The organism is Acetobacter fabarum (assembly GCF_040702925.2).
GTDB lineage: Bacteria > Pseudomonadota > Alphaproteobacteria > Acetobacterales > Acetobacteraceae > Acetobacter > Acetobacter fabarum_B.
On the sequence record NZ_JBFCXX020000016.1, the window covers coordinates 45,437 to 58,037 of the forward strand.

The following is a 12,601-nucleotide window of genomic DNA, read 5'->3' on the forward strand; positions in this document are numbered from 1 at the left end:
GTCTCGCGCGCAGTGCGTGGATAATGGCGACTTTAAGGCAGGATGGCAAAATTATGGTAAGGTTTGCAAGAAGAATATGATGGCACAGCCCCAGACCTGTTCAGACATGCGGATCCCCAGCCATGAAAGGTGCTGCAATGGTGCGTGATATGCCCCTCCATTCCGGCAGGGAGTCGGGCATGGAGCAGGCCTTGCAACAGGCGCGTATGGCCGCCACGCGGGGGGAGGTGCCAGTAGGAGCCGTGCTGCTGGATGCACACGGCACGGTGCTGGCGCAGGCTGGCAACCGGGTGGAAGAACTGCAAGACCCCTCTGCCCATGCGGAAATGCTGGTCATGCGTGCCGCCGTGCACCAGCGGCAGGGCCGCAGGCTGGCGGACTGCACGCTGGTCGTCTCTTTGGAGCCATGCCCGATGTGTGCGGCGGCCATGGCGCATTTTCGGGTAGGGCGGCTGGTTTTTGGGGCGTATGACCCCAAGGGTGGCGCGGTGGAACACGGCCCCCGCCTGCCTTACCGGGCCGAGGCCCTGCACCGTGCGGAAATTATAGGCGGTGTGCGCGAGCGCGAGGCCGGAGAACTGCTGAAAAGCTTTTTCCGGACCCTGCGGGGCGAGGAACCCCTGCCCCCTGCATAAAACCTTGCACGCGGGGTGGGCTGAAGGCTTTTTTTTTCCGAAAAGGAAACCATGTTAGTTTTCAGGGCGTAAGGTGATGCAGGTTTTGGCGGCCTGATTCTGGCGCAGGTGGTGCCAGAACAGGCCGTGGTCACCCGAAACGAGTCCTGCTTGGGTACAACAAGGAACAGTCAAGATCGTGATGTCGGAAAAATCTGTGACAAACGTTTGCACGCGTGGTGGTCGCCGCAACTGGACCAAGGCTCTGCTGGCTGGCTGCATGCTGGTTTCCGCCGTCGGGCCGTGGGCTGGCAGTGTGTCCTGGGCGGATACGTCCAGCATGATCAAGCCCAGCGGCCCCGCCCAGCGGATTCCCGATTTTGTGGAACTGGTCAAACAGGTCAAACCGGCGGTGGTGTCCATTACCTCCATGATCCGCTCCGACGCCGTGGAAGGTGAAGGCGGTGGCATGGGTATGGGCGGTGGGCCTTTCCCGTTCCCCTTTCCGTTCCAGATGATGCCCCAGCCCTCCAAGCAGCTGATTGAGGCGCGCGGGTCGGGTTTTGTCATCTCGGCTGATGGGTATGTGGTGACCAACAACCATGTGGTCAAAGGGGCGACCAAGGTCACCGTTACACTGGATGACGGCACAACCCTGCCCGCCAAGGTGGTCGGCCGCGATGGCAAGACCGATCTGGCGCTGCTCAAGGTTACGCCCACACAGAAGCTGCCCTTTATTGAACTCGGCGAGTCCGATGATGTGCAGCCGGGGGAATGGGTGGTTGCCGTTGGCAACCCCTACGGTCTGGGCGGCACGGTTACGGCAGGTATTGTCTCCGCCCGTGGGCGTGACATCAACGAAGGCCCGTACGACAACTTCATTCAGGTGGATGCCCCCATTAACCGTGGCAACTCCGGTGGTCCGCTCTTTACGCAGGACGGCAAGGTGGTGGGGGTCAACACCGCCATTCTCTCTCCTTCCGGTGGTGGGTCGATTGGTATTGGCTTTGCCATTCCGTCCGATACGGTGCGCAGCGTTGTGGACCAGTTGCGCAAGACCGGCCATGTGGTGCGTGGCTACCTTGGCGTGAACGCACAGGTTATTTCCCCCGTTATGGCCAGCGCACTTAACCTGCCTGCTCCCGCTGTTGCGGGTGCGCCGCCCGCGGGGGCGCTGGTGGCCAGTGTCAGCCAGGACAGCCCGGCCGAAAAAGCGGGTCTCAAGGCCGAGGACGTGATTACCGACTTTAATGGCCAGAAAATTGCTACCCCGCATGATCTGGCCGTGCGTGTGGCGGCGGTGGCTCCGGGCACGCAGGTAACAATCGGCTTTGTGCGTGCGGGCAAGGCGCAGACGGCTACCACCAAAATCGGCAATCTTGCCAGCGCTACGGGGGATGCGGGTAAAACGGCAAGTACCACAGGCGGGCAGCATCTGGGTGTGGCTCTTGCCCCGCTTAACCGCGACACGCGCCAGCAGCTTGGTCTGCCGCAGGATACGCATGGTGTCGTGGTGAGCGATGTAGAGGCAGGCTCTCCTGCGGATCAGGCCGGGATTCGTCCGGGGGATGTCATTCAGTCTGTTGGTGGCCAGCAGGTGGATATGCCCAAGGCGGCCGTCGTTCTGGTCAAAGCGGCCATGGCGGCCAAAAAACCGGTGCTGCTGCGTATTCTGCGGGATGGGCAATCCCTGTTTATTGCCATTTCGCCCGATGGAAGTGCCGCAGGCCAGCCAGCGGATAACGGTGCCGGTAGCGGAGATGATGACGATAATTAAGGAAAACCTGTCCTGAGTTATCAGTAAAAAAGGCCGGCTCCTGTGGAGTCGGCCTTTTTTTACTACGCTCATCCTGTGAGGTCGGCGTCCGCTCAGTCGGTTTTCTGCCCGGAGGCGATGTTGAGCAGAGTCGCAACTGAGAGAATGCGGATGCGATGGTTTTCCGCGCTGGCAATCAGCAGGCTGCGGCGGAAGGCGCTAATGGTCCGGCTTACGGTTTCAATGGTCAGGCCCAGATAATCGGCAATATCCACCCGCGTCATGGGGACAGAGGCCATGTTTTCTGCCTCCTGCCGCCGGTTTGCGGTCAGGTGGAAGGCCTTCATCCGGTCGAGCAGGAAGGAGGCAACCTTCTCGCGCGCGGTTTTGCGGCCCAGCAGCAGCATCTGCTCCTGTGCTTCGGCCAGCTTGTCGGTGACCGCAGCCAACAGGCGGCGTTCAAAGGTCGGGTAATCGCTCAGCAATGTTTCAAGCTGGGGGCGCAGGAAGCGGCACAGCCGCACGTTATCTACCGTTTCTGCCCCAAAGGAATAGGTTTGCGCCGTGCTCAGGCCCAGAAACTGGCCTGCATCGGCAAAGCCCGTAATCTGCCTGCGTCCATCGGGGAGGGATTTGAAGAGCTTGACCGTCCCGCGTGTGACATTGAAAAACGCCAGCGCGGGCTCTCCTTCCTCAACAATTGTCGTGCCTGGCGGCAGTAATAACTGGCGTGAAGAGTGGGCCAGTGCGGCAAGTCCTTCCTCATCCATACTGTTGCACAGGCTCTTGTTCCGGATGTCACACACAAGGCAACGCATGACATCTATATCCGCTTTGGGGGCGTGAACTGCCCCGCCAGCGGGAGCGAAGGCAGATGTCTGGGGAGAAGATGTCATGCGATAAATCCATAAAACCGTTTAATATCAAACGGTTACGGTTTGTAATAACGGTTGGGGCCGTAAAAGGTCGCCCCGCAACATTGAACTTTTGTTGACATAAATCAATCATGCCAGACGATTATTTTAATTGCAGGCCAGAACTGCAAAAAAGTCGAAACCGGGGTCTGTGGTTAAAAAGACACAGCTTTGACTCATCTTTAACCAGTATGCGCCAGACTTGATTTAAATCAAGGTTGCATTGGCGTGGGCGTGGTCTTTCCGGCACAGAATTACAGTGCAGTGGAAGAGACAAAACACAATGGTCAAGTTCCGTTCCTTTCTGACAGCCACAGTGGCTGGTGTGGCCGCCCTGACGGGTGCCGCTCAGGCGCAGACAGCAACCCCCAATGCTGCCTACGTTAATGCCCCGGTCATGAACCACATCCCGGATGCGCAGAAGCCCTCTGGCCACTGCGGTATCTTTGAAACCTGCGCCAGCACCAAAATCGGTCTGGGCAAAGGGGACATCATGATCCGCCTGTCCGGTGTTGGCGTTCTGCCGCAGGATCGTGATTCCAGAGTGTGGGCTTCCGGCCCGATCGCTGGTGGTGCCGATCACGTTGCGCTGAAGAACACGCATCTTTCCACCACCAATCAGGCTATGCCGGAACTGACGGTTGAATACTTCATCACCGACAATCTGTCGGTTGACCTGATCGCAACCAGCACCCGTCACGAAGTGTCCGCAATGGGTCCCAACGTACCGGGCGAACATCTTGACGTTGGTTCCGCCTGGGTTCTGCCCCCGACGGTTACGTTTGCCTGGCATTTCCGTCCTCACAAGCGTTTCAACCCCTATGTGGGCGTTGGTGCGACCGCTATGTGGTTCCACAACATGAACGGCGCTCTGCCGGGCACGAAGCTGAACTCCGGTTTCACCGGTGGCCCGTCTGTTAACGTTGGTTTCGATTATCAGCTGGTTGGCAACTGGTTCTTCAATGCTGACGTCAAGCAGATGTTCGTTCGTATGCATGCTTGGGAAAAAGGTGGCGCTCTGGGGACAAGCCGCATCACGGCCCACGAATCTCTGGACCCCACCGTGGTGTCCGCTGGTATTGCATACCGCTTCTGATCTCGGCTGATGAGCGCGGACCCTGTCTCCGACCTGATTTCCCGCTACGGCGGGAATCTGCCGCGCTACACCAGTTACCCGACCGCTGCGAGTTTTTCGGACGCGGTCGGGGCTCAGGATGTGGAACGCTGGCTGCGTAAGCTGCCAGCAGACCTGCCTGTTTCCCTTTATTTTCATGTTCCATTCTGTGATGAACTCTGCCGGTTCTGCGGGTGTAATACCTCGGTCATGCGGCATGAGGACGGGCGCGTGGCCTATGGCGACCTGCTGCGCGAGGAAATGCGCCGGGTTGTAGCCCTTATGGGTGAGCACCGCGTTGTGCATCATCTTCAGTTTGGCGGTGGTACGCCTACCACATTGCCACCAGCCTCGCTCCGGCAGCTTATGCGTGCCGTGCGCATGTTCTTCCGTTTTTCCGATAACGCCGAACTGGCGATGGAAATGGACCCGCGCCATGTGCCCGCAGGCTATCCCGCACTCTTGGGTGATCTGGGGTTCAACCGCATCAGCCTTGGCGTGCAGGACCTGGACGAAAAGGTGCAGGAAGCCTGCGGTCGTCACCAGTCCTTTGCGCAGACCCAGAGCTGTATCGAGCAGGTGCGCGCCGCAGGTGTTACGGGTGTTAACATCGACCTGATTTATGGCCTGCCCTACCAGACGGTGGAGAGCGTGGGCGAGACGGCACGCCAGATTGCCCTGCTCCGCCCCGACCGGCTGGCCGTGTTTGGCTATGCCCACATCCCGTGGAAGCAGAAGCGCCAGAAGCTTATTCCTGAAAGCGCGTTACCGTCCTCTTCGGAGCGGCTGGCCCAGCGTGCGCAGATTGATGCGGTGTTGCAGGCGGCCGGGTATCAGGCCATCGGGCTGGACCATTATGCCCTGCCGGATGATGCTCTGGCCAAAGCCGCCAGTGCTGGCACCCTGCACCGCAATTTTCAGGGTTACACCACGGATTCCTGTCCCGTGCTGCTGGGCATGGGGGCTTCGGCCATTTCCATGACCCCTGAGGGGTTTGCCCAGAATATTCCTGCTGTTGCAACCTATGCCCGCGCTCTGGCCGATTCGGCGGAACTGCCGGTCATGCGCGGAGTGGCCTGCACAGCGGAGGACCGCTGCCGTGGAGCCATTATCGAGCGTATTATGTGCGATCTGGCGGTGGACCTGCGCTCAAACCATATTCCCGATAATCCGGGATTGGACGGGTTTGTGGAGGAACTGGCCAGCCTGCACCTGTTCGAGCGTGATGGGCTGATTACCCGCTCTGGCAGCCGCATAGAGGTGACAGAAAAAGGGCGTCCGTTTTTGCGCAATGTCGCGGCTGTTTTTGATACGCGGCAGAAGGAACTGGCCGCTACAGCCACAGGCAAAGCGCCTGTTCCCCGTTTTTCCGGTGCGTTGTAAGGCAGACCGTTCAGATTGGCATTTCTGCCATGCAACTTGATCATCGGGTTGTTTTGGCGCATGGAGGAACAGCTTCTGAACCGCAGAGGCAATGCTGCAAAAAGCCCGGCACCTCTGGTTCTCCAGCATATTTCTGTTTTATCGGAAGGATCGGACAACATGCGTCCTGATGCTCCTTTGCCCGGGCAGACCGGGTCTTTTACCCTGCCGGACAGGTTGCGCCACACACCTGTGGCCACATATCCGTTCGCGCACTGGATGCTTGAAAACGTTCTGGAACCTCCTGCATGCGATGCCCTTGTGGACTGGAACCCGGGGGAAAGCGCCATTGCGGGGGATGTTGGCGGGCGGCGGGAAACGCGCAATGCCTTCCGCGTTTTTGTGGATCCGGCCGTGCGCGCAAGGGATGCCCGGCTGGACCGCATGGCAACGCTGCTGGATAGTGACCCCATGCGCCAGACGTTTGAAGCCATATGCGGCAGCCCGCTGGATGAGGCGGCCCTCAGGCTGGAACTGTGTCTGGATACGAATGGATTCTGGCTCGAACCCCATACCGACATCGGGGCCAAAAAGCTGACCCTGCTGATCTCCCTTTCCACAGGGGAGGATGCACAGCAATGGGGCACGGACCTGATGACACCACAGGGCGAATCAGTTGCCCGTGCATCTGGCGTGTTCAATTCGGGGGTGTTGTTCATCCCCTCAGACAAGACATGGCATGGCTTTGTACAGCGCCCGATCCGGGGTACACGGCGGACCCTGATCGTCAATTTTGTCGATAAAAACTGGCGTGCCGTGCACGAACTGGCCTTTGGACCGCGTATGGCCCGGGCCTGACCTTTCCTGTTTGGCGGAAAAGGCGCAAAACGGGCCGCAGTGCCCGTTTTTTGCAATTCTGTGACAAATCGGGTTTAGGAAAGCTACAGAAATTTCAACGGGGATAAAACGGGAATGAGTGAACCTGTGCGTGAGTCGATGGAGTTCGATGTTGTCATTGTTGGCGGTGGCCCCGCCGGACTGGCTGCCGCCATTCGCCTGCGCCAGCTTTCGCCGCAAACCAGTGTCTGCCTGATTGAAAAAGGGAGCGAGATCGGGGCGCATATTGTATCCGGCGCCGTGATCGAGCCGCGCGCACTGGCCGAACTGCTGCCCGACTGGCGCGAACGCGGTGCGCCGCTGGATACGCCAGTAACGGCGGAAGATATGTTCTACCTGACCGAAACAGGCAGTATTCGGGTGCCCATGCTCGACAAGGTCATGCCGCACATGGCCAACCACGGGAATTACATTGTCAGTCTGGGCGAGGTCTGCCGCTGGCTGGCCGTGCAGGCCGAGGAACTGGGGGTGGAAATCTACCCCGGTTTTGCCGGGGCTGAAGTGCTGATCGAACGCAACCGCGTGGTGGGTGTGGCCACGGGGGACATGGGTGTGGGGCGTGACGGCAAACCCGGCCCCAACTACCAGCCCGGCATGGAACTGCGTGGACGCTACACCCTGTTTGCAGAAGGCTGCCGTGGCTCCCTGACCAAGCAGGTCATGGCCCATTACGACCTGCGCAAGGATGCAGACCCGCAGACTTACGGCCTTGGCATTAAGGAAGTGTGGGAAATTCCGGCAGAAAACCATCGCCCCGGTCTGGTGCAGCACAGCTTTGGCTGGCCGCTGGACAACGGTACGTATGGTGGCGCGTGGCTGTACCATTTTGGCGAAAACCTTGTGTCCTATGGCTTTGTCATCGGGCTGGATTACGCCAACACATGGCTCTCCCCGTTTGAGGAAATGCAGCGCGTCAAGCTGCATCCGGCTTTCCGCCAGCATCTGGAAGGGGGGCGGCGTATTTCCTACGGTGCGCGCGCCCTGTCCGAGGGTGGTTTGCAGTCCATTCCGCGCCTGACCTTCCCCGGTGGTGCGCTGATCGGGGATTCGGCAGGGTTTTTGAATGTGCCAAAAATCAAGGGCACGCATACATCCATGAAGTCGGGTATGCTGGCGGCGGAAGCCGTGGTGGAGGCCATGAAGACCGACCGCGCAGAACCGGGCTCCTATACGCAGAAGGTCCGGCAGTCCTGGCTGTGGCAGGAACTGCGCACCGCACGGAACATCCGTCCCGCCTTTGCCCGTTTTGGGGCCATGGGTGGTGCTGTGTACGCGGGGCTGGATGCCATGGTGCTGCGTGGACGCGCCCCATGGACGCTTCACTTCAAACATCAGGATAACGAAACACTGCGCGCGGCTGATCTGTGCGCAAAGCCGTTTTATCCCAAGCCCGATGGCAAGCTGACGTTTGATCGTCTGTCTTCCGTCTTCCTATCCGCCACCAACCATGAGGAGGATCAGCCGGTGCATCTGCGGCTTAAAAATCCGTCCTTGTGGAAAACGGTCAACTGGGATGTGTTCCACGCACCAGAGGCGCGTTATTGCCCGGCAGGTGTGTACGAAGTGGCGGATGAGCAGACAGCGCCACATCTGCAAATCAATGCCCAGAATTGCGTGCATTGCAAAACATGTGACATTAAGGACCCCACCCAGAATATAGACTGGACCACGCCCGAAGGGGGTGGTGGGCCGAATTATCCGGCTGGTATGTGAATTTCGGTCAAAGTACGATAAAGAACCGTCCGAACCATCCTGCGTCTGCAAGCGAAAGAAGTCATGAAGATACTCGTACCTGTAAAGCGGGTTGTTGATTACAACATCAAACCGCGCGTCAAGGCGGATGGCAGCGGAGTGGAAACCGCTGGCGTCAAGATGTCCATGAATCCGTTTGACGAAATTGCGGTGGAAGAAGCCGTGCGCCTGCGTGAAAAAGGCGCCGCTTCGGAAGTCGTGGTTGTGTCCATTGGTGTGCAGCAGGCGCAGGACACCCTGCGTACCGCCATGGCCATGGGCGCTGACCGGGCCATTCTGGTGTTGACCGATGAAAGCCCCGAACCTCTGGCTGTTGCCAAGGTACTCAAAACACTGGTCGAAAAAGAAGGCCCCTCGCTGGTTGTGCTGGGCAAACAGGCCATTGATGATGATATGAACGCAACGGGCCAGATGCTGGCCGGCCTGCTGGGCTGGGGTCAGGGCACCTTTGCCAGCAAGGTTGATGTGGTCGATGGCCGCGTGAATGTCAGCCGTGAAATTGATGGCGGAACGGAGCAGGTCTCCCTTGCCCTGCCAGCCATTATCACGGCCGACCTGCGCCTGAACGAGCCGCGCTACGCCTCCCTGCCCAACATCATGAAAGCCAAGAAAAAGCCGCTGGAAACCATTCCCGCCGCTGACCTTGGTGTGGATATGAGCCCGCGCCTGACGGTTGTTTCCGTTGCGGAACCCGCAGAACGCAAGGCGGGGATCAAGGTTGGCTCCGCAACAGAGTTGGTGGAAAAACTGCGTAACGAAGCAAAGGTGCTCTGAACATGACCGCTCTTGTTCTTCTGGATCATGAAGGCGGCCAGATCAGGAAGGCAGCCCTTTCTGCTGTAACTGCCGCAACCCGTCTGGGTGATGTGCATGTGCTGGTCGCCGGGGATGCCGCTCTGGCACAGGCTGCAAGCCAGATTGCTGGCGTGTCCAAGGTGCTGCATGCGGCAGATGCCCGCTATGCGCATGAACTGGCCGAGCCTCTGGCAGCCCTGCTTGTCTCCCATGCTGGCAGCTATGACCATATCGTGGCGGCTGCGGGTGCTACGGGCAAGAACGTGCTGCCGCGTGCTGCTGCCCTGCTGGACGTGCAGCCCATCCCCGATGTGGTGAGCATTGTGGACGCCCAGACCTTTGTACGCCCGATTTACGCTGGCAACGCGCTGGCGACCGTGCGCTCTTCTGATGCCAAAAAAGTGCTGACCGTGCGCAGTGCATCGTTTGATGCCGCCCCGGCCGAAGGTGGCAGCGCCCCGGTTGAGGTTGTGGCCGCGGTGGATAGCCCTGACGTGTCCCGCTTTGAGGCCGTTCAGCTGTCTGACTCCGCACGCCCCGATCTGGAATCGGCACGTGTTGTGGTGTCTGGTGGGCGTGGCATGGGGAGCGAGGAAAAGTTCCACGCGCTGGACCCGCTGGCCGATGCACTGGGTGCGGCGGTTGGTGCGTCCCGCGCCGCAGTCGATTCCGGTTTTGTGCCCAACGAATTGCAGGTCGGCCAGACCGGCAAGATCGTGGCGCCGGAACTGTACATGGCGTTTGGTATTTCCGGCGCAATCCAGCATCTGGCAGGTATGAAGGACAGCCGCGTGATCGTGGCTGTGAACAAAGACCCCGAAGCCCCCATCTTTCAGGTGGCGGATTACGGCATTGTGGGCGATCTGTTCGAGGTTGTGCCGCAGTTAGTGGAAGAGCTTAAAAAATAAGCGCTTCCCCATAGTTACGTGCTTGAAAGGCCCGTATGCCCATCTGGCGTACGGGCTTTTTTTATGGGGCTATTCCGTGCCGTAAGCCGCCATGAATACCCTGACTGCGGCATGAATCACTTTTTCCTCATCCTCCGCACTGTTTTCCGGGTTCAGGTTAAAACGGCGCAGATGGGCAATGCGTGTCTGGCACAGGGCAAAAAACTGCTCGGCGGCAAAAACAGGATCTTCTGTCCGCAAGGTGCCCAGTGCTTCCTGTTCGCGGATCCAGTTGGCCAGTGTGGCAATGGCGACTCGGGGGCCATTTTCCCAGAACACGGCTCCAAGCTGGGGGAATCGCGGCGCTTCGGAGACAATAATCCGGTAGAGCATCAGGCTGTCGGGCAGGGTAATCAGGCGTACCATGGCGCGGGCCACGGCGGTCAGTATTTCCCGCGCGGGCGAATCCTCCTGCACGGGGGCAAGAGCCACGGGCAGTTTTTCGCGGCAGCACTGTTCCACAAAGGCGGCAAACAGGTCGGCCTTGTTGGTAAAGTAGTTATACAGCGTTCCCTTGGATACAGCAGCCTGCCGCGCAATGGCGGACATGCTTGCGCCCTCGTAGCCATGTTCGGCAAAAACCGCACTGGCTCCAGTCAGAATCTGCTGTCGTTTGGTCTCGGACTCTCCCGTGCAGGGGGAGCAGGAAGGCGCGGGGAAGGAAGGTGATAGGGCCATGGATCTTCGGGCTTTGGAGACTTGTGATTGACGCGGTAGGGAAAGACGATAGGGTATGCCCTGACCGAACTGGTCGGTCAGCGTGGCGGTTATAACGCATATTAAAGCAGGCGCCTAATTTCGACGAGGGTAAGCGGGTGGCAAGAAGGAATGCACGGCGGGCGGGCGTACTGGCAGCCGGTTTTATTCTGGCAGGTTGTGCTGTAGGGCCAGACTATAAAAAGCCTCAGGCGTGGTCCCCCTCACAATGGCAGAAAGCGGCAACACAGGCGCGCACCAGCGCGCTGAGTGTGCCCACGGAGCAGGAGCCGGACGCGCAGTGGTGGTCAGTGTTCCGTGACCCGGAACTGACCTCGCTTGAACAGCGTCTGGCCGCCCAGAACCTGGACGTGTTGCAGGCATCCGAACAGCTTGCCGTCAGCCGTGGGCAGTTACTGCTGGCTGGTGCGGAGCGCTTCCCAGACCTTGCAGCCTCTGGCTCGTATAGCCGTGTGCAGCACAGTAGCAAGCAGTTGCAGCGGATTGTGGAACGCATTGGTGAAAGTTCCGCAGGTTCCCAGTTGGGGGATATGCTGACCAGCCAGTCTTCCGAGGCTACCATCCCGCTGCTGAACAACTGGCAGGATGGTGTGCAGGCCAGCTGGGAGGTGGACCTGTGGGGTCGTGTGCGCAGGCAGTATGAAGCTGCCAAGTCCTACACCAACGCCACCATGGAAGAACGCCGCGGGATTCTGATCGCCCGTCAGTCCGAGCTGGCATCGGATTACATGGCACTGCGCAGCCTGCAAGAGCAGTTGCGCATAACCACGGCCAACCGCGATGCCGCAGCCAAACTGCTGCAACTGAGCCAGTCGCGCTACAAAAGCGGTCTGGTGAGCGAACTGGATGTGGATAGCGCCCAGTCCGAGCTTCAGCATACCAATGCCCTGATCCCGCAGTTTGAGCAGCGCATTGCCATGCAGATCAATGCCATCAACCTGCTTATGGGCATGCCTCCGGGTGGGTTGAACACCGAGCTGGTGCAAACAGCGGGCATTCCGTTGGTGCCGCCAGCCGTGCCTATTGGCCTGCCATCCGAACTGGCGCACCGCCGCCCCGACATCCGTGAGGCTGAGGCCGAACTGCATGCGGCCACGGCCGAAGTGGGGCAGGCCATGGCGGATTTTTACCCCAAGGTCACTATTGATGCGGGCTTTGGGCTTCAGTCCTTCTCGTTCCGCGATATGGGGATGTGGAGCTCACGCATGTGGAATGTGGGGCCGTCCATCACGATCCCCATTTTTCAGGGTGGACGCCTGACCGGCCAGTTGCAGATGAAAAAAGCATCGCAGAAGGCCGCAGCCCTGCGGTACCGCAAAACGGTACTCAATGCCTGGAGCGAGGTGGATAATGCACTGACCGCATATCAGGCCGAGCAGAAGAAGAACCAGCGCCTGAGCAGTCAGGTGGCAGCAGACAGGCGTTCCATGGAGCTGGCGCAAAGCCAGTATAAGCATGGGTTGCAGAGTTACCTGCAGGTGCTTGATGCGCAGCGCAGGCTGCTCTCTTCCCAGACCAGTCTGGCGGATAGCACAGCGACGATCGCAGAGGATCTGGTGCGTCTGTATAATGCGCTGGGCGGGGGATGGGAGACCACCTTCCCCGTCTCCAGTCCCAAACACGCCTAACTGCTTGGGTGTACAGGATATTCCAAACCAGCGACGGGCCGAGAGGCCCGTTTTTATTTTGCGATAGGAACGTTAATTTTCGGGAATGGCGGTTTTCTGGGGTTT

General features: G+C 59.3%; 11 protein-coding genes. 9 read left to right on the forward strand and 2 right to left on the reverse strand.

The window, feature by feature from the left end; genetic code table 11:
- Nucleotides 1–149: 149 nt before the first annotated feature.
- The gene (locus tag AB2L51_RS11350; protein ID WP_395582624.1) at nucleotides 150–635 is read left to right on the forward strand and encodes a nucleoside deaminase; all 486 of its coding nucleotides are present in this window, start codon (nucleotides 150–152) and stop codon (nucleotides 633–635) included.
- 181 nt (nucleotides 636–816) lie between these two features.
- Nucleotides 817–2,391 (forward strand): Do family serine endopeptidase, encoded by a 1,575-nt coding sequence (locus AB2L51_RS11355; protein WP_395582611.1) that lies wholly within the window; start codon nucleotides 817–819, stop codon nucleotides 2,389–2,391.
- A 92-nt stretch (nucleotides 2,392–2,483) separates the two neighbouring features.
- Here the strand turns inward: AB2L51_RS11355 and AB2L51_RS11360 are convergent, their stop codons facing one another.
- The gene (locus tag AB2L51_RS11360) at nucleotides 2,484–3,266 is read right to left on the reverse strand and encodes a Crp/Fnr family transcriptional regulator (protein WP_395582612.1); all 783 of its coding nucleotides are present in this window, start codon (nucleotides 3,264–3,266) and stop codon (nucleotides 2,484–2,486) included.
- A 301-nt stretch (nucleotides 3,267–3,567) separates the two neighbouring features.
- Here AB2L51_RS11360 and AB2L51_RS11365 point away from each other — a divergent pair, with 301 nt between their 5' ends.
- From AB2L51_RS11365 to AB2L51_RS11390, 6 genes are all read left to right on the forward strand, one after another.
- A complete protein-coding gene (locus tag AB2L51_RS11365) occupies nucleotides 3,568–4,380 on the forward strand; it encodes an OmpW/AlkL family protein (RefSeq protein ID WP_395582613.1) in 813 nt (270 codons plus the stop codon).
- A gap of 9 nt (nucleotides 4,381–4,389) precedes the next feature.
- Nucleotides 4,390–5,781 carry an oxygen-independent coproporphyrinogen III oxidase gene (gene hemN, locus AB2L51_RS11370; RefSeq protein WP_395582614.1) on the forward strand — a complete coding sequence of 464 codons (1,392 nt, stop codon included), beginning with the start codon at nucleotides 4,390–4,392 and terminating at the stop codon, nucleotides 5,779–5,781.
- Between the two features lie 159 nt (nucleotides 5,782–5,940).
- Entirely contained in the window at nucleotides 5,941–6,618 is a 678-nt protein-coding gene (locus AB2L51_RS11375; RefSeq protein WP_395582615.1) for a 2OG-Fe(II) oxygenase, read from the forward strand.
- Nucleotides 6,619–6,732: 114 nt separating this feature from the next.
- A complete protein-coding gene (locus AB2L51_RS11380) occupies nucleotides 6,733–8,370 on the forward strand; it encodes an electron transfer flavoprotein-ubiquinone oxidoreductase (RefSeq protein ID WP_395582616.1) in 1,638 nt (545 codons plus the stop codon).
- Between the two features lie 63 nt (nucleotides 8,371–8,433).
- Nucleotides 8,434–9,183, forward strand: a complete 750-nt coding sequence (locus tag AB2L51_RS11385) for an electron transfer flavoprotein subunit beta/FixA family protein (protein ID WP_395582617.1) — start codon at nucleotides 8,434–8,436, stop codon at nucleotides 9,181–9,183.
- A gap of 2 nt (nucleotides 9,184–9,185) precedes the next feature.
- Nucleotides 9,186–10,112 (forward strand): FAD-binding protein, encoded by a 927-nt coding sequence (locus AB2L51_RS11390; RefSeq protein WP_395582618.1) that lies wholly within the window; start codon nucleotides 9,186–9,188, stop codon nucleotides 10,110–10,112.
- A gap of 69 nt (nucleotides 10,113–10,181) precedes the next feature.
- Here AB2L51_RS11390 and AB2L51_RS11395 read toward each other — a convergent pair whose 3' ends face one another.
- A complete protein-coding gene (locus AB2L51_RS11395) occupies nucleotides 10,182–10,829 on the reverse strand; it encodes a TetR/AcrR family transcriptional regulator C-terminal domain-containing protein (RefSeq protein WP_395582619.1) in 648 nt (215 codons plus the stop codon).
- Nucleotides 10,830–10,966: 137 nt separating this feature from the next.
- Between AB2L51_RS11395 and AB2L51_RS11400 the strand changes: the two genes are divergently transcribed.
- Nucleotides 10,967–12,496 (forward strand): efflux transporter outer membrane subunit, encoded by a 1,530-nt coding sequence (locus AB2L51_RS11400; RefSeq protein WP_395582620.1) that lies wholly within the window; start codon nucleotides 10,967–10,969, stop codon nucleotides 12,494–12,496.
- The last annotated feature ends 105 nt before the right edge of the window (nucleotides 12,497–12,601 follow it).